Source organism: Bradyrhizobium sp. Arg816, assembly GCF_029989365.1.
Taxonomy (GTDB): domain Bacteria; phylum Pseudomonadota; class Alphaproteobacteria; order Rhizobiales; family Xanthobacteraceae; genus Bradyrhizobium.
Genome location: NZ_JAPRAQ010000009.1, coordinates 132,206 through 149,263 on the forward strand (window position 1 = coordinate 132,206; position 17,058 = coordinate 149,263).

At 64.6% G+C, this 17,058-nt stretch carries 17 protein-coding genes; 6 read left to right on the forward strand and 11 right to left on the reverse strand.

What is annotated here, in order from left to right:
- The first annotated feature begins 92 nt into the window (after positions 1 to 92).
- A complete protein-coding gene (locus tag OWC48_RS22685) occupies positions 93 to 1,757 on the forward strand; it encodes an L-lactate permease (protein ID WP_282521949.1) in 1,665 nt (554 codons plus the stop codon).
- A gap of 242 nt (positions 1,758 to 1,999) precedes the next feature.
- Complete coding sequence (locus OWC48_RS22690) at positions 2,000 to 2,398, forward strand: META domain-containing protein (protein ID WP_282521950.1); 399 nt, start codon at positions 2,000 to 2,002, stop codon at positions 2,396 to 2,398.
- 211 nt (positions 2,399 to 2,609) lie between these two features.
- Here OWC48_RS22690 and OWC48_RS22695 read toward each other — a convergent pair whose 3' ends face one another.
- The 3 genes from OWC48_RS22695 to groES form a co-directional block, all read right to left on the reverse strand.
- A complete protein-coding gene (locus OWC48_RS22695; protein WP_282521951.1) occupies positions 2,610 to 3,821 on the reverse strand; it encodes a hypothetical protein in 1,212 nt (403 codons plus the stop codon).
- A 143-nt stretch (positions 3,822 to 3,964) separates the two neighbouring features.
- Positions 3,965 to 5,596 carry a chaperonin GroEL gene (gene groL / locus OWC48_RS22700; RefSeq protein ID WP_282521952.1) on the reverse strand — a complete coding sequence of 544 codons (1,632 nt, stop codon included), beginning with the start codon at positions 5,594 to 5,596 and terminating at the stop codon, positions 3,965 to 3,967.
- 108 nt (positions 5,597 to 5,704) lie between these two features.
- Positions 5,705 to 6,001: a co-chaperone GroES gene (gene groES, locus OWC48_RS22705; RefSeq protein WP_014491914.1), complete on the reverse strand. Its 297-nt coding sequence runs from the start codon at positions 5,999 to 6,001 to the stop codon at positions 5,705 to 5,707.
- A 329-nt stretch (positions 6,002 to 6,330) separates the two neighbouring features.
- Between groES and OWC48_RS22710 the strand changes: the two genes are divergently transcribed.
- Positions 6,331 to 6,852: a hypothetical protein gene (locus tag OWC48_RS22710; RefSeq protein ID WP_074122687.1), complete on the forward strand. Its 522-nt coding sequence runs from the start codon at positions 6,331 to 6,333 to the stop codon at positions 6,850 to 6,852.
- Positions 6,853 to 7,016: 164 nt separating this feature from the next.
- Here the strand turns inward: OWC48_RS22710 and OWC48_RS22715 are convergent, their stop codons facing one another.
- Positions 7,017 to 7,796, reverse strand: a complete 780-nt coding sequence (locus tag OWC48_RS22715; RefSeq protein ID WP_063985625.1) for a protein phosphatase CheZ — start codon at positions 7,794 to 7,796, stop codon at positions 7,017 to 7,019.
- Between the two features lie 314 nt (positions 7,797 to 8,110).
- Between OWC48_RS22715 and OWC48_RS22720 the strand changes: the two genes are divergently transcribed.
- Positions 8,111 to 8,926 carry a L,D-transpeptidase gene (locus OWC48_RS22720; protein ID WP_282521953.1) on the forward strand — a complete coding sequence of 272 codons (816 nt, stop codon included), beginning with the start codon at positions 8,111 to 8,113 and terminating at the stop codon, positions 8,924 to 8,926.
- 72 nt (positions 8,927 to 8,998) lie between these two features.
- Here OWC48_RS22720 and OWC48_RS22725 read toward each other — a convergent pair whose 3' ends face one another.
- The 6 genes from OWC48_RS22725 to OWC48_RS22750 all read right to left on the reverse strand — a co-directional run bounded on the left by OWC48_RS22725 (position 8,999) and on the right by OWC48_RS22750 (position 14,498).
- Entirely contained in the window at positions 8,999 to 9,859 is an 861-nt protein-coding gene (locus tag OWC48_RS22725) for a DUF2076 domain-containing protein (protein WP_282521954.1), read from the reverse strand.
- A gap of 125 nt (positions 9,860 to 9,984) precedes the next feature.
- Positions 9,985 to 10,830, reverse strand: coding sequence for a ChbG/HpnK family deacetylase (locus tag OWC48_RS22730; RefSeq protein WP_282521955.1), 846 nt, complete (start codon positions 10,828 to 10,830; stop codon positions 9,985 to 9,987).
- Positions 10,827 to 11,873 (reverse strand): glycosyltransferase family 2 protein, encoded by a 1,047-nt coding sequence (locus tag OWC48_RS22735; protein ID WP_282521956.1) that lies wholly within the window; start codon positions 11,871 to 11,873, stop codon positions 10,827 to 10,829. Before OWC48_RS22735 ends, OWC48_RS22730 begins: the two co-directional genes overlap by 4 nt.
- An 85-nt stretch (positions 11,874 to 11,958) precedes the next feature.
- Positions 11,959 to 12,936 (reverse strand): ATP phosphoribosyltransferase, encoded by a 978-nt coding sequence (gene hisG / locus OWC48_RS22740; RefSeq protein WP_282521957.1) that lies wholly within the window; start codon positions 12,934 to 12,936, stop codon positions 11,959 to 11,961.
- A 3-nt stretch (positions 12,937 to 12,939) separates the two neighbouring features.
- On the reverse strand, positions 12,940 to 14,091 hold the full coding sequence (locus tag OWC48_RS22745; protein WP_282521958.1) for an ATP phosphoribosyltransferase regulatory subunit: 1,152 nt from the start codon (positions 14,089 to 14,091) through the stop codon (positions 12,940 to 12,942).
- 188 nt (positions 14,092 to 14,279) lie between these two features.
- The gene (locus OWC48_RS22750; RefSeq protein ID WP_282521959.1) at positions 14,280 to 14,498 is read right to left on the reverse strand and encodes a hypothetical protein; all 219 of its coding nucleotides are present in this window, start codon (positions 14,496 to 14,498) and stop codon (positions 14,280 to 14,282) included.
- A 199-nt stretch (positions 14,499 to 14,697) separates the two neighbouring features.
- Here OWC48_RS22750 and OWC48_RS22755 point away from each other — a divergent pair, with 199 nt between their 5' ends.
- Positions 14,698 to 15,204, forward strand: a complete 507-nt coding sequence (locus OWC48_RS22755) for a hypothetical protein (RefSeq protein ID WP_282521960.1) — start codon at positions 14,698 to 14,700, stop codon at positions 15,202 to 15,204.
- Positions 15,205 to 15,274: 70 nt separating this feature from the next.
- Positions 15,275 to 16,225 (forward strand): helix-turn-helix domain-containing protein, encoded by a 951-nt coding sequence (locus tag OWC48_RS22760; RefSeq protein WP_282521961.1) that lies wholly within the window; start codon positions 15,275 to 15,277, stop codon positions 16,223 to 16,225.
- Positions 16,226 to 16,281: 56 nt separating this feature from the next.
- On the opposite strand, the gene OWC48_RS22765 is transcribed toward OWC48_RS22760, so the two are convergent.
- Entirely contained in the window at positions 16,282 to 17,046 is a 765-nt protein-coding gene (locus OWC48_RS22765; protein ID WP_282521962.1) for a 16S rRNA (uracil(1498)-N(3))-methyltransferase, read from the reverse strand.
- Positions 17,047 to 17,058 lie beyond the last annotated feature (12 nt).

Below are 17,058 nucleotides of genomic sequence, written 5' to 3' on the forward strand. Positions count from 1 at the left end.
GCGTCCAGCTCGGGGGTTATCGCTTCCAGCGTCAAGCAGGTTCGGCTGTCCACGCGGGCCGCCTGCCGCAACAGGCGTGGGGGAGGAAGACCATGTGGAATCAAGTCTATGACCCGCTGCACAGTCCAGTGCTGTCGACGATCGCTGCGGCGGTGCCTGTCGTCACACTGCTGGTCCTGATCGCGAGCGGCCGCGTCAAGGCGCATATCGCGGCCATCATCGCTGTGATCCTGACCAACCTGATCGCTATCTTTATCTTCACCATGCCGACAGGCATGTCGCTTCGCGCTTCAGCCCTCGGCGTCGTCGCCGGCTTCTTCCCGATCGGCTGGATCGTGTTGAACGTTATCTTTCTCTATCAGATCACGGTTGCAACCGGCCAATTCGAGTTATTGAAGCGCGCGGTCGGCGGCGTCACGGAGGATCGGCGCCTGCAGCTATTGCTGATTGCGTTCTCCTTTGGTGCCTTCTTTGAAGGCGCCTCTGGCTTCGGTACGCCGGTCGCCATCACGGGCTCTGTCCTGATCGGGCTTGGCTTCTCGCCGCTCGCGGCCTCCGGTCTGTCGCTGATCGCCAACACCGCGCCGGTTGCCTATGGCGCGCTGGGCACGCCGATCCAGGGCCTTGCCTCGGTCACCGGGCTTGACCCCTACATCCTCGGCGCGATGGTCGGACGGCAGTTGCCGGTCTTCTCGCTGATCGTCCCGTTCTGGGTGGTGTGGGCGTTCGCGGGCTGGAAGGGCATGAAGGACATCTGGCTGGCGATCCTCGTCACCGGCGTATCGTTTGCGATCCCGCAATTCGTGATCTCGAATTACATCAATCCCTGGATCGTCGATATCGGCGCTTCGCTGATCTCGATGGGTTGTCTAATTCTGTTCCTTAGGGTCTGGCAGCCGCAGCAGCTTTGGCTGTCGCCGGCGCTGCGAGGCAGGGACGAATCGGCCGCGACCATGGCCAAGCCGGCGTCGATGGACAGAACCCCGCTCACGCAACGCGAACTCTGGACCGCCTTGCTCCCATGGATCATCGTCTGCGTCGTCATGTTGATCTGGGGCAACGGTGCGTTCAAGAGCTGGGCGAACTCCATCTTCACCGTGAACTATCCAGTTCCGGATCTGCACAACATGATCAATAAGGTACCGCCCGTGGCGGCGAAGCCGACTCCTGAGGGCGCGGTGTTCGCATTCACATATCTGTCGTTCACCGGCACGGGCATGCTGATCGCGGCAATCATTTCCGCGGCTTTGGCCGGTTTTTCGCCGGCGAGGATGATCGTGGAATATGGCCGTACGATTAGGCTGTGCGCGATCTCGCTGATCACGATCTCGGCGATGCTTGCCATCGGCACGCTCACCCGTCTCTCGGGTGTCGACGCAACGCTCGGCCTCGCCTTCGCCGCAACTGGCGTGCTCTATCCCTTCTTCGGCACGCTGCTCGGCTGGTTGGGCGTGGCGTTGACCGGATCGGATACCGCCTCGAACATCCTTTTCGGCAACCTTCAGAAGATCACATCCGAGCAGCTCGGGCTGTCGCCGGTCCTGATGGCCGCGGCGAACTCGTCCGGCGGCGTGATGGGCAAGATGATCGACGCGCAGTCGATCGTGGTCGCCTCCACCGCCACCAACTGGTACGGCCACGAGGGCACCATCCTGCGCTTCGTGTTCTGGCATTCGATCGTGCTCGCCTGCCTCGTCGGTGTGCTCGTGACGTTGCAGGCCTATGTCTGGCCGTTCACGGCGATGGTGCTGAAGTAGCAGGCCACGCCACGCTTCAACGCAAATCCCCGCAGGGCTTCGCCGCCTTGCGGGGATTTTTGCATCCGAAGCATGATCCGGAAAAGTGCGAAGCGGTTTTCCGAAAAGATCATGCTCAAACAACAATCTGAAGCGCGATGACGATTCGTCCCAATCTCATCGCGCTTTAGCCTCCGCGAACCTTCTCAACGGCGTCGCCGTCTTATAGAAGGTGCCGCAAATCAGCTCGGTCGAGAGGTCTCATGGTTTCGCTCAAGCAGACGATGTGTTTGGCGGTTGCAATGCTGGCGATGTCCACGCTCGCGCGTGCAGAGGACGGTTTTCCGTTCGGTACCGAGATGACGCTGGAGGCCCTGCCGCAGCCGGGCTCGAAGCGGATTCCGAACATCGAGATCGGCAACAATGGCGAAGTCGTGCTGGAGCTCTGGTGCAAGGGCGGCAAGGGCCAGTTCTCGGTCGCCGGCAATACGGTGATCTTCGTCCCCGGCCAGATCCAGGACCGTTCCTGCCCGCCAGCCAGGGCGCAGGCCGACGACGAACTCGTCGCAGCGCTGGGCAGCGTTGAGACCTGGAAGCGTCAGGGCGACGTGCTGACGCTGATCGGCCCCAAGCCGCTGCGCTTCAGGACGACGGGGAATTGAGGCGCACTCGCTGTCGTGCCCCGGCTTGACCTGGCTTGACCGCGGCACCCAGTACGCCGCGGCCTCTCGATTCAACCACAACTGTCTCGGAGTACTGGATCGCCCGGTCCCGGCTCCGCCAAGGCTGCGCCGGGCCACGAGGGTGCTCGGCCGGCGAAGCTTTAGCGAAGACGGCAAGCCGGGCGATGACGGCGAGAGTGGGTGTCTGCGCCTACTTCCACACCGACTTGTCGGCGTCCCAGCGCTGGCCCTTCAGCTCCTTGGCGAGCGCCTCGATTGAGCCGTTGTCGTCGGGCTGATCGCCTTCCTCGTCGGCCGAAGCGTCATCCGAGAGGTTGAGCTTGGCGCCGCTGCTCTCATCGGCGGTCGTGGTCGAGGGGCTGCCGATCCAAAGCATCAGTTTGTCGGTCGCGCCGGGCTTGTCGGGCGAGATGAGGCCTGCAACTTCGATCGTGTCGGTGAGCTCGAGTGCCGGAAAATCCTGGTTCGGCCGCTTGAAGACGAGCTTGAGCTTGCCGGTGGCCGGGTTGAAGCCGTGCGAGACCTGCTTTGCTGCAAGTGTCCTGCTCAGCACGCCGGCGACGGCTGAGGCGAGCTTGTCCCGGCTGATCTTGTCGCCGTCGCGCCAATCGGCCGCGGCAAAGCGGATGGTGCGGTCCATCTCGGTCATGCCCGCGGTCCAGCCCGCCGCGGTGACGCCGGGCATCGCCTTGAACTTTGCCAGCAGCGCACCGGCGCGTTCCGGATCAACCGACATGTTGATGGTCTGCTCGCCGGCGCGCAGCGCGTCGCAGCCGACGGTCAGGCTCGCCAGCGTCACCTCGACGTCCTGGCCCTTCAGGCTCTTGAGGAACTCGGTCGCCGCATCCAGCTTGATCTTGACCGCGATCGCTTCCGGCGAGACGTCGGTGAAATCCTTCGGCTGCGGCGTGATGCCGTCGTCGGAGGTCTGGTTGTCCTGGAATTCCTTCTCGCTGAGATCGGAATTGTCGGGCGAGGTGACCTCGGTCACGGCCTGGCCGATCGCGATCTGGCCGCGGAACTCGAACGTGTCGCCGGCCTGTTTGCGCAGCAGCTTGACGGTGACGGGCGCCTTCTCGCCGAGGCTCTGCGTCGTACCCGTCAGGTTCTGGCCCGCGACCTGGAGATTGACGACGAAGCGGTCCTTGCGGTCGGAATTTTTTGCGATGGGATAGCAGACGTCGAGCACGGCCGCCGTCACCGTCTTGCCCTGCCGCGTCTCCTTCAGGATCACGTCGGCATTGCCGTCCATCAGGCCGTCGATCGAGGTGAAATAGCGGGTCTCCATCCCGCCCGGCGCCGTGGCCTTCGGCGACAGCTTCATCTGGGCGGATGCGACATCGGGCGAGACGGCAAGCAGGGCCGCCAAAAGGGCTGTCGAACAAACCAGAAGCGCACGCATCGATGAATCCTCGCGCAATCGAATCGGCGCGCCACCGTAGTGGGTTTTGGCCGCCGGTTGAATTGGAAAGCAGAAGGGGCAGGGTCGGCAAAAAAGAAGGCCGCCCGGAGGCGGCCTTCGCAACATTGTAACGGAACGGAGGCTTAGAAGCCGCCCATGCCGCCGCCGCCCGGCATGGCGGGCGGAGCTTCCTTCTTCGGCGTTTCGGCGACCATGGCCTCGGTGGTCACCAGCAGGCCGGCCACGGACGAGGCGTCCTGCAGCGCGGTGCGGACCACCTTGGCGGGATCGATGATGCCCTTCTCGACCATGTCGACATAGTCCTCGTTCTGGGCGTCGAAGCCGAAGGTCTCGGACTTGTTCTCCAGGATCTTGCCGACCACGATCGAGCCTTCCACGCCCGCGTTCTCGGAGATCTGGCGGATCGGGGCTTCCAGCGCCTTCAGCACGATGTTGATGCCGGCCTGGACGTCGGCATTGGCGTTGGTGAGACGGCCCACGGCCTTCTTGGCGCGCAGCAGCGCGACGCCGCCGCCGGGGACGATGCCTTCCTGCACCGCGGCGCGGGTGGCGTTGAGCGCGTCCTCGACGCGGTCCTTCTTCTCCTTGACCTCGATCTCGGTCGCGCCGCCGACGCGGATCACCGCGACGCCGCCGGCGAGCTTGGCGAGGCGCTCCTGGAGCTTCTCACGGTCGTAGTCCGAGGTGGTCTCCTCGATCTGGGCCTTGATCTGGCCGACGCGGGCCTCGATCTCCGGCTTCTTGCCGGCGCCCTTGACGATCGTGGTGTTCTCCTTGTCGATCACGACCTTGCCGGCACGACCGAGCATCTTCACGGTGACGTTCTCGAGCTTGATGCCGAGGTCTTCGGAGATGAGCTGGCCGCCGGTGAGGATCGCGAGGTCCTCGAGCATGGCCTTGCGGCGGTCGCCGAAGCCCGGCGCCTTGACGGCGGCGACCTTGAGGCCGCCACGCAGGCGGTTGACGACCAGGGTGGCCAGCGCCTCGCCCTCGACGTCCTCGGCGATGATGACGAGCGGCTTGCCCGACTGCACCACGGCTTCCAGCACCGGCAGCATGGCCTGCAGGCCGGACAGCTTCTTCTCGTGCAGGAGGATGTAGGCGTCCTCGAGCTCGGCGGTCATCTTCTCGGCGTTGGTGACGAAGTAGGGCGACAGATAGCCGCGGTCGAACTTCATGCCCTCGACGATGTCGACCTCGGTGTCGAGCGACTTGTTCTCCTCGACGGTGATGACGCCCTCGTTGCCGACCTTCTGCATCGCCTGGGCGATCATCTTGCCGATGGCTGCATCGCCGTTGGCCGAGATGGTGCCGACCTGGGCGACCTCGGAGGAGGCGGCGACCGGCTTGGCGCGCTTCTCGATGTCCTTGATGACGGCCGTAACCGCGGTGTCGATGCCGCGCTTGAGGTCCATCGGGTTCATGCCGGCGGCAACCGCCTTGGCGCCTTCGCGCACGATGGCCTGGGCTAGCACGGTCGCGGTGGTGGTGCCGTCGCCGGCGGTGTCGTTGGTCTTGGAGGCGACTTCGCGCAGCATCTGCGCGCCCATGTTCTCGAACTTGTCCTCGAGCTCGATCTCCTTGGCGACGGTGACGCCGTCCTTGGTGATGCGGGGTGCGCCGAAGCTCTTCTCGATGACGACGTTGCGGCCCTTCGGACCGAGCGTCACCTTGACGGCGTTGGCGAGAATGTCGACGCCGCGCAGCATGCGTTCGCGCGCGTCTCCGGAAAACTTGACGTCTTTGGCAGCCATTTCTTCAATCCCTCGTGTTTCGTGACGTGTCTACTGCTTGCGGAATGACCGAATGCCCGGATCGCGCGATCCGGGCATGACATTCAGCGGCTGTTCAGGCTGACGGCCTTAGGCCATGACACCCATGATGTCCGACTCCTTCATGATCAGGAGCTCTTCGTTGTCGATCTTGACCTCGGTGCCCGACCACTTGCCGAACAGCACGCGGTCGCCGACCTTGAGATCGATCGGGATCAGCTTACCGGCCTCGTCGCGGCCGCCGGGGCCGACGGCGACGACCTCGCCCTGGGACGGCTTTTCCTTGGCGGTGTCCGGAATGATGATGCCGCCCTTGGTCTTTTCCTCGGCGTCGATACGTTTGACCACGACACGGTCATGCAGCGGACGAAATTTGGATTTAGCCATGACGTTTCCCTTTGGAGGCTCGCTTCGGAAGGAATGGAAGTGGGTAGGGGCGGCGTCCGTCCACCCTCTTGCCGAGGATCGAACGGCGCGCTTAGCAATCGGGCTTTCCGAGTGCTAATAGTGCGCCCGGAAATATGGCTTGGCCGCGATCCTGTCAAGCAAGGGTGGTTAAGCGATTGGTGAGGCGGATATAGGATCGTGTCTAGAGAAACTTATTGGTCGCGCTGGCGTATAAAGGACGTCATTGCTCCGACAGCGGTTTTGCGCTTGGCTGCAGGAGGGATGCGGTCGGGGTCTCATTTGGGGGACGGTTTGCTCGGGGGAATGTCATGATCAGTTCAGCTCACGCACGCACGGTTGCCAATCTGGCGGCCGCCTCTTGCCTGGCGCTGCTGCTTGGCGCCTGCGGCGGCGGTATGAGCCTGCCGTCCTTCTCGTCGTCTTCGCCGCCGCCCGAGGCCGAGCCCGGCACCGGCCCGGAAATGCCGGCGAGCATCCGCGCCGACGAGATCGTCGGCCGCTGGGGTCTCGCCTCGTTCCAGAACCCGGCCGACCGCGCCCGCACCGAGGCCGCGGCCCGATCGCAGTGCAAAAATCCTTACGTGATCACCGCCGGTTCCTCCGGCGGCGTGATCATGCATCTCGCCGACCAGGCGACGCCGCAGGAGCTGCGCCTGAAGGGCTCGCCCAGCGGCAAGAACTACATCGGACCGGCGGGTCCCACCCCCGGCGAGCAGGACCGCGAGATCGTCTCCTTCGACGGCCGCGTCCTGATCACCCGCTTCATCGACAAGGACGCCGCCACCCGCTACGGCAACATGGTCTACGTCCGCTGCGCGCCGAGGGCGTGATCGGGGTTCGGCTCTAACCCGCGTCATTGCGAGCGTAGCGAAGCAATCCAGACTGTCTCGGCGGAGGCAGCCTGGATTGCTTCGTCGCTTCGCTCCTCGCAATGACGAGGAACAAAAAAGCCGGCTTTCGCCGGCGTTTTGTTTTTCCGTAGTGTCGCGCCCGATCAGTCGAACAGCGCGTCGATGTCGTCCTGCGAGGCGTGGCCGACGTCGCCGGCGAGCTTGGGGCCGTTGAGGAGCTTTTCGTCGTCGCTGCGGGTGTCGGCCGGCGCGGGCACATGGGCCTTGATCGCGTCGACGCCGCCCCAGATCTCCATCATCGCATTGATGTGCTGCTCGATGAACTTCATCGTGGTCATGACCTTGCTGATGCGCTGGCCGGTCAGGTCCTGGAAGTTGCAGGCTTCGAAGATCGAGATGACGCGTTCCTGGATGTCGTCGGCGAGCCGCTTCTGCTGGTCGGCCGATTGCACCTTGGACATCGCGCTGGCCGCCTGGTCGATCGATTCGGCGGCTTCGAGAATCTGCTGGGTCGCCTGCTCGGTACCGCCGACGACCGCGCCGAGCTCGCCATTGACCTTGGCCATTTCGCCGCCGTCGAAGCTCTTGCCGTGCAGCGTCGCGATCTCGCGCTTGGTGCGGTCGATGGCGTCGTGGATGAGGTCGAGCTCGACCTTCAGCTTCTCGCACTGCTCGATCTGCGCCCGGTAGGTATCGAGCATGGTACGAGCCTCGGAGAGCTCGTGGGCAGTGGAGGCGTCGATCGCCGCCATGGCTGCGCTGCCGGACAAGGGCACAGTGCCCTTCGCCATCTGTGCGCGGATCGCACGCAGCTCCGCCATGATCTCATTATGCATCGGCGCAGCCTCCTCAATCATTTCGGGGCTGGGCATCTCGCCGACAATAGCCTCTTCGACACGAAAACGTTTGCGGTGAATAGCCATCAGGAACTCCCCCCACCTCACTCACGCGTCTTTGTAGGCAGAAGCAATTTAACACGAGGTTCACAGCGGGAACTGTTGCGCGGCCGCACGCGACGGCACGAAAAGAAGCGATTAACCATGGGCCTGCGGCGTTCATCGAAAATAAACGCTGATCGCCAAATTGCACCCTCGCTCGCGACGTGGTGAATCGAAACGGCTGATACGTTTACCAAACAAAACGGCTTTTGCTCTTTATTGACCACGTCGCGGTCGCCGATCAGCCATCGGCTCTGCACGACGCATGTGATCTAGACGAAACAGTACAGAGTACGTCGATGTTCAAGAAAATGTCTGTCGCGCTGCTCGGCAGCGCTTGCACCTTCATTGCCGGCGCGAGCAGCGCCAGCGCCTTCGACAATAGTGTGCCGAACGATCCGCCTGCGGTGCTCTACCAGCCGCAGGTGCCGCCGGCGCCGGTGCGCGTCGCCTCCAATGCGAATATGGGCGGCGGCTTCATCGAGTTCCTGTTCGGTGACGGTCCCGGCCGCGGCCCGGCCTACGCGCCGCAGCAGCCGGTCTATCAGCAGCAGCCCGGCTATTACGACCAGCGCCGCCTGCCACCGATGGGCGAGCCGCAGATGCAGGGTGGATATCAGCAAGGCGCAGGTCTCCAGCAGGAGGCGGTCGATCCGCGCCAGCGTCCGTTCGATCCGAGATTCGAGAAGCAATCCGTCGACTATAGCGGCAAGGAAACTGCCGGTACCATCGTGGTCGATACGCCGAACAAATTCCTCTATCTGGTCGAGGGCAACGGCCGGGCGATGCGCTACGGCATCGGCGTCGGCCGTCCCGGCTTCACCTGGTCTGGCGTGAAGTCGATCACGGCCAAGCGGGAATGGCCGGACTGGACGCCGCCGGCGGAAATGATCGCGCGCCGGCCCGACCTGCCCCGGCACATGGAAGGCGGCCCGGAAAATCCGCTCGGCGCGCGCGCGATGTATCTGGGCTCGACGCTCTACCGCATCCACGGCTCCAACGAGCCCTGGACCATCGGCACCAACGTCTCCTCAGGCTGCATCCGCATGCGCAACGAGGACGTCATCGACCTCTATGGCCGCGTCAATGTCGGCACCAGGGTCGTGGTGATGTGAGCGCCTGACGTTCGACATGAAAACGGCCGCCTCCCGGGCGGCCGTTTTTGTTTGCAGCGCTATCGAGCAGCCTTACGCGTAATCGCTGCCGCCATCGTCTCCGCCGCCGAAATCGCTATCGTCGTCGGCCATGTCCATATTGCCGTCGTCGTGGTCGTTGTCGTCGTAGTTCTGATCGTTGTTGTTGTCCCGGTCGTTCGACGCCTGGTCGGCGAAGCCCTGGCGGGAACCGTCGTCGCGGTCGCGGTTGGAGCCGATGTCGTTGACACCGGCATCGCGCGCAAGCGAGCCGCCGGACTGGTCGCTGCCGCCCCAGGGACTTCCACCAGCACTGCGGTCGCCGAGCGCGTTGGTGTCGCCGAAGGCCTGCTGGTGCGATCCGCCCATCATGCCGCGGATGCTGGAGAGCAGCAGCGAACCGCCGACGACGCCGGCCGCGGCCGCCGCCGCGGTGCCGAGGAACGAGCCGCCGCCACCGCCCATCGGCGGGGCGCCATAGCCCTGACCCGGAGCTTGACCCGGGCCTTGGCCGTAGGCCTGTCCATAAGGGGGCGGCGCGCCGTAGCCGGGCTGCGTCTGCTGCATGGCCTGACCAGTGTTCCAGACCGACCGCGCGTCACGCGGCGGCACGTTCGGAACCGAGCCGCGCGAGGGGCCTCCGCCGAACAGGCTATCGCGCATGGTATCGAGGAAGCCGCCGGACTGCGCCTGCTCGGGCGCATGGGCCGCTTCCAGCTCCTGGATGCGGTTATGGGCGCGCTTCAGCGCTTCGTCCTGCAACAGCGTGGTCTGCACCAGCGCGTAGACCGCGCCAGGGGCCTTGCGCAGGCCATCGGAGATCGCGGCGATCGCATCGGGATCGCGCGGTGCATTTTCCAGTTTCGAAAGCCGGTCGAAAAGCTCGTCGACGAGCTGGCGTTCCTGCGGCGTCATGATCAGTCTCCCTCGCTCAAACCAAGCGCGAGGCAGATGTAGGGTTCCATTGTGGCCCCAACAGTGCCGGCCGGATTAAATTTCGGTATGCGACAAGCTGCCCGGCGGCATGTTTTCCGCCGGTTTCACCCCAGCGTGACGCCGCTGTCGGCGAGCAGGCGCGCAAACGCGTCGCCTGAGAGATAAGCGTGCTCGCGTTCGCGGACGTCCGTCATCGGATCGAGGCCGGTGAGGATGTCGTCGACGAAGCCGGGGTGGCACATCACGAGGCCGCCATCGGGGAGGCCTTGCAGAAACTGCCGCATCAACGCGCCGAAATCGGCCTCGCGCGTAAAATCATAGGCGCCGGCAAAGCCGGGATTGAAGCTGAGGCCGGCGCTGGCCGCGCGGCGGCGGAATTGCGCGCTCAGGATATCGAGCACCATGGCTTTCGGCGAGGCCAGCCGTTGAACGAGCGGCAGGTCGCGCCCGCCCTGGCGGACCCAGGCTTTGGGCGCGGCTTCGCTGACCGCATCGACAAAGCCGTCGCGCACCTGCGGATAGAGCTGCACATGCTGATGGCCGTCGACGAAGTCAGGCGCGCGCCCGAACGCTTCCGCGAACGCCGCCAGCTGCGCCTTGACCTCGTTGCGAACGAATTCGCGGTCGAGCCGGCGGGCAAGGCCGGCGCGCAGCAGCTTCGGGAACGGCATGAACATGTCGCCGTCCAGCGGTCGGAAATGCATGGTGAGCGGCCGGAACGGCGCCGACAATGTCACGTGCAGGCCGACCGCGCAGCGCGGGCTCGCTTTCGCCGCCGTCTGGAGTGCCTCGATCTCGCTGTGCTCGATCGCCGGTCCCACCATCATCACCGAGGTGGCATTGAGACGGCCGCGTTCGATCAGGTCGCGGATGGCGCGATTGACGCCCGGGCTGATGCCGTAATCGTCGGCGCAGAGCCAGATCCGCCGCAGGCCCGCGGCCGCGCTCATTCGGCGGCCGTCCTCTTCGAGGCGTCGTCGGCCTTCCCGGTCTCGAAATGCTTTTCGCTGTGCTCGGCGACGAAGTAGATCGGGCGCGCCTTCAGCTCGGACAGGATCTTGCCGATATATTCGCCGACGATGCCGATCATGATGAGCTGCACGCCGCCGATGGTCATCAGGCCGATCACGAGCGAGGGATAGCCGGGCACCTGCTTGCCCGTGGTCCAGACCTCCCAGAGGATCGAGAGGCCGAACAGGAAGGCGCCGCCGGCGAGGATCACGCCGAGCAGGCTGGCGAAGCGCAGCGGTGCCACCGAGAACGAGGTCACCCCTTCGATCGAAAGACCGAGCAGGCGCGCGGCGCTGAAGGTCGTCACACCATGGGTGCGCGGCGCCGGCTCGTAATCGACGCGGATCTGGCGGAAGCCGATCCAGCTCGCGAGGCCCTTGAAGAAGCGGTTGCGCTCCGGCAGCTGCCTGAGCGCTGCGACCGCGCGCGGCGACAGCAGGCGGAAGTCGCCGGCGTCTTCAGGGATCTTCTGGCGCGCGCCCCAATTGATCAGCGAATAGAACCCGCGCACGGCGACGCGGCGCAGGAAGGGCTCGTTGTCGCGATGCGCCTTGGCGGTATAGACGACGTCATAGCCGTCCTCGATCCAGTGCCGCACCAGCTGCTCGACCAGCATCGGCGGATGCTGGCCGTCGCCGTCCATGAACATCACGGCGCCGAGCCGGGCATGGTCGAGGCCGGCCATCAGCGCGGCTTCCTTGCCGAAATTGCGCGACAGCGACACCACCTGAACGTCGACCGCGTCGGCCGGCAGCGACCGGGCGATCGAGAGCGTCGCGTCCGCGCTGCCGTCGTCGACATAGACGACCTCGCAGGCGAGGCGATAGCGCTGCCGCAGCGTCTTGGCGAGATCGCAGATGCGCTGATGCAGGGCGGCGAGGCCCGCCGCCTCGTTGTAGACGGGGACGACAATCGACAACCCCTTCGCAGCGGCACTGGCCGCGGTGGTCGTCATGCCGGAAACGTCAGAGCCCAGCGTCATTGATCAAGGTTCCAGAGGCGTCCATGGTTCTCAGCAGCATATGGTAGCTGCCGTTTGCTGTCGCTACGCTGAACGGACCTGAGGCTCACTGCCGCAGGAATGCCTCGAGCTTCGCGAACAGCGGGTTCTCCCGGTCGAACACATAGTCGAGCGAAACCACCGAGACGGTCTCGGCGCCATGCTCGCGCAGGAAGCTCGCCAGCGCATAGAGCTGACCCGGCGGACAGTGCAGCGTCAGCATGCCCGACGAGGTCGGCCCGCCGAACGGGGCTTCGACGCCGAAGCGCTCGTGGGCTTCGCCGAGCAGGGCCGCGTCGCATTGCTTGAAGCGGGTGCGGACCTCGCGGTATTTGTTGGCCCGCGACCGTGCCGCGATGTGATCGAGGATGACGCGCGCGGTCTCCCGCGCCTGCGGTGTCCAGTCGGCATCCCTAGAGGCGACCAGATTGGCCTGGCTGCGCAGGATCACGCCGTCGTCGAGCACCCGCAGGCCATTGGCCGCGAGCGTCGTGCCGGTCGTGGTGATGTCGACGATCAGCTCGGCGCTGCCGGCCGCCGGCGCGCCTTCGGTTGCGCCCGCGCTTTCGACGATGCGGTAATCGGTGATGCCGTGGCTCTGGAAGAAGGTGCGGGTGAGGTTGATGAACTTGGTCGCCACCCGCATCCGCATGTGATGCTGCTCGCGGAAGCCGGTGGTGACGTCGTCGAGATCGGCCATGGTGCGGACGTCGATCCACGCCTGCGGCACCGCGACGACGACGTCGGCATTACCGAAGCCGAGCCCGTCGATCAGGGACACGCGCTTGTCGGCGTCCGCGATGTTCTCGCGCACCAGGTCTTCGCCGGTGACGCCGAGATGCGCAAAGCCGCGCGACAATTGCGAAGCGATCTCGCTCGCCGAGAGATAGGCGACCTCGACATTGTCGAGGCCTGCGAGCGTGCCGCGATAGTCGCGCGCGCCGCCGGCCTTCGACAGCTTGAGCCCGGCGCGGGCGAAGAACGCCTCGGTGTTTTCCTGCAGGCGGCCCTTGGAGGGAACGGCCAGGACGAATGGCGCGCTCATGACTTAAGCTCCCACCTTGCGGCCGATCCGGGTCAGCGCGTCGACCCAGACCGAGAAGCCGACCGCGGGGATCGGTTCGGCCGATCCGAGCTGGGTCATCAGCCCGTCATAGCGGCCACCGGCCACCAGCGGCTCGGCGCCGTTGCCCCTGTGATGCAGCTCGAATTCGAAGCCGGTATAATAGTCGAGGCCGCGTCCGAACGCGGTCGAGAAGCGCGTCTGCTTCACGTCGATGCCGCGCGCGGCCATGAAGCCGACCCGGCTTTCGAACTGGTCGACGGCAGCCGTGAGGTCGAGCTTCGCGTCCGTGGTGAGCGCGCGGAGCTCGGCGACGGCATCGTCGGGATTGCCTGCGATCGACAGGAAGCGCTTGAGCACCGCGATCGCCTCGCGCGGCAGCGCGCCGCCCTTCAGCGTCGACTGCTCGAGGAAACGGTCGGCGATCTCGGCCGTGGTGCGGCCCCCGACATTGGTGGTGCCGGCGATCGACATCAGATCGGTGACGAAGGCGAGCGCCGCCTTGCGGTCGGAGCCGGCGAGCGCGGCGAGCACACCCTCATATTCGCTGCGGGTCGCGGTGGTCGCGGCCGCCAGCTTCTCCAGATCTTTTTCCAGGCTGATCTTGCGGTTGAAATCCTTGACCAGGCGGCGGCGCCACACCGGATAGAGGTCGAGCGCATCGAGCAGGGCGTTGAACAGCGCCACGTCGCCGGTGCGGATCTCGACATCGCGGACACCGAAGGCGGCGGTCGCTTCCAGCGCCAGCGCCAGCATCTCGGCGTCGGCCGCGGCGCGGTCCTGGCGGCCGAACGATTCGATGCCGGCCTGAAGAAATTCGCTGGCCTGACCGCTGCGGTAGCGGAACACCGGGCCCAGATAGCTGAACCCGGCCGCCTGGCCGGCGCGGTTCGAGGTGAGGTAGTCGCGGGCGACGGGGATGGTCAGGTCCGGGCGCAGGCAGAGCTCCTCGCCGGACAGGTCCGTCGTCAGATACAGGCTCTTGCGGATGTCCTCGCCGGAGAGGTCCAGGAACGGCTCGGCCGGTTGCAGGATCGCGGGCTCGGCCCTGACATAGCCGGCCTGCGCGAACGACAAGAGCAGCGTATCCGCCCAGGCGGCGGAGCCGGCAGCATTTGAGGTGGCAGTCGCGGTCATAACAGGGGTCCATCGTCCCGGTGGAACCGGGCAGGGCGAGGGGGAGGCGAATTGGCGCAGGCCTTAGCATGGCCCGACAGCGGTTTCGACCTCCAAAGGATCAATCGCTTAATGGCTCTGGAGGTGGGACGCAGCGATCTGTCAGAAAGTATTTCAGGTATTTTAATACCTAGACCGGGGCTTGGCTTTCACTCAGTCTGGCCAGGGAGATCTCTGGGCGCATCGCCAAGCGATGCATCGGTGGAGGCCAAGGCAAGCCCTGCGGTTTCGGACACGGCGTGATCTGCGAGCTCCTCGGCAAGCTCGAGAATTCTCTGCCTCCTGCTCGGGTCCCTTATGCCGAGAAATGCCTTGATGAGCCCGAGCTCCTCGCGCCGCCGCCTGTCCGATGCAGCATCGTCGTCCATGGCCATGTCGTCCTGCGCGACACCTCAGTGCCCGTCGCTGATTTTTGTCCCCGCATGCGACTCAATGCAGCAACCGCACGCTCAACGTCACATTGAGAAATTGAGGAGGACAGGCAAGTCGTCGCATACTCATATTGGGTATGGCGGATGACCCGTTCGCTGCTGCCTTCGCTTACAATGTGAATGTTGGTTTTGATTCATGCGCAATGCATCAGATGTTATCCGGACAGTCTCGCGGCACACGCTGGCCTATATGCTGTTTTCGATCAGCGAGCTGTTCCGGCACTACGACGAATTCGATCCGCTGGACCTACTGATCGTTCATGCAATTCTCAACGCGAACGTCATCAATGTGATGAACGATCCGTCGCTGGACGAGAGATTCTCGAGCATTCATGCGGTCGAGCCGGATGCGATCAAGCAAGGGGTGTCCCGCGCGGCGCTCTCTCGCTTCCTCAGCCTGCCGCTCGAGACGGTTCGCCGTCGCGTGACGGGACTTAAGAGACGAAAGATTCTCGCCGAAACCAAGACCGGGCTCATCGTGACCGAGCAGAACGCATTCAGGTTTGGCAACAATCACGAACTGCAGAAGACTAATATGCTGCTGCTCACAAAACTGCTTCGCGATCTCAAGCGCGCCGGCATCAACGGGCCGGATGATCTGCGTGCCCCCAAGGGCGCAGCATCGACAAGGAAGGCGAAGTAAGCGGCAGGATATGGATCAAAGCCTTCTCGATACTGCTCACGATGGAACGCAAAGAACAGCATTAGACGGCTTGCTGTCGTTCCAGGGTCTCAAGCCATCCGCGGCTCTCCAGCTCCAATCGTACGACATCGATCATTTCGGAGAGAGTGAGAGATATGCCGGCGCATCCAGCATGCCGCTGTCGGCCGGGGCGACTGCAATCAAGCGCGCCCGGCTCAGCCTGCCGATCCTGACGCTGCTTCTGGTAAAGACCTTCCCGCGGATCGTTCGCGGTTATGATCTGGCGCACGCCATCGCCGTGGCGGTGCCGATGGACCATGTGACCTCCACCCGCATCAACGGGCAATCAATTGGTAGCTCCATACTCGTTCTCAAGGGGAGATCCGATTGCCTGGTCTATGAGCCGGCGGGGCGTTTGTGGGCTGTCGCCTATTTCAGCCTGCCCGAGCGCGAGCCCTGGTCTCAGCTGGATGACGGCTATCATTTGCTGAGCCCGGCATCGGACCTACTTGCCTCCCTGCATGGCTCGATTTCCACGACGCTTGAAACCGCGGCACACGATCCAGACTTCCTGAACGAGCCGACGTCGCGAACGGCGGCCGAACAATCCCTGTTCGTCACAATGGATGCTGCCATTCGGTCCAACGTGAATCGCGGGCCCATGCACTCCACGACGGACAGCTATCAGCGGATCGTCGCAGAGATGGAACGATTGATCCGCCACGATCTCGCGATCTGGCACAAGACGACAGAATTGGCAGAGCGGGTGGGCGTGTCCGTTCGGACCCTCCAGAGTGCGACGCAGGCCATCTGCGGCATGAGCCCTCATCGCTACAGCCGGGTCTTGCGTCTCTGGTCGGTACGGAAGCAGCTGCGCACCGGCCCGGCTCGTCGCAGTGTGAAGGCCTGCGCAATCGGCCATGGCTTCTGGCATCTGAGCGAGTTCGCGGCGAGCTACAGGGCGGCTTTCGGAGAGCTGCCGTCCGAGACCCTGCATCGGTCGAAGCGCGAGGTCATCTAAAGCGCGAACCTGTAGAGCCGCCGTGCGTGAATCGACGTTAGGTTCGCTTGGTTAGGTTAGGTGCCGTCCCAATCGCCCAGCACCGCCTGCACCAGCGCCAGCGCCGCCACCGCGGCCGTGTCGGCCCGCATGATCCGGGGTCCCAGCGCCAGCCGCAGGATTTTCGGCTGCCGCAGCAGTAGCGCCCGCTCCTCCTCGGCAAAGCCGCCTTCGGGGCCGATCAGCACGTCGATGCCAAGCCTGCCCTGGTCGTGTCCGGCTTCGCGTGCGTCTTGCAGGCTCTGAACGGGGTTTTGGACCTCCGCCGCCTCGTCGCAGAAGATGAGCAGCCGGTCGGCAGGGCGCTGACTGAGATACCGGTCCAGCGGCACCGGCTCGGCCACCGTGGCGATGCTGAGGATGCCGCATTGCTCGGCGGCCTCGACCACATTGGCACGCATCCGCTCGGTGTTGACCCGGGAGGCCTGGGTGAAGCGGGTCAGGACCGGCTGAAGCGTGGCGGCACCCATCTCGATGGCCTTCTGGACCATGTAATCGAGCCGGGCATGCTTGAGCGGCGCGAAGACGTAAGCGAGGTCGGCGAACTGGTCCTGCGGGCGGGTCTGCTGGAGGATCACGAGGCCGTCCGGCCGCTTGCGGCCCTCAATCGCAGCCTGCCACTCGCCGTCGCGGCCGTTGAACGCCAAAACCTCGGCCCCGGCGGCAAGCCGCAGCACATTGCCGAGATAATTGCTCTGGTCGCGGTCGAGCGGAACCCGGGCGTCCTGGGCAAGGGGGACATCGACAAACAGGCGGGGGGCGCGAAAATCGTGGGAGGGCATCGTTCAAAGGTC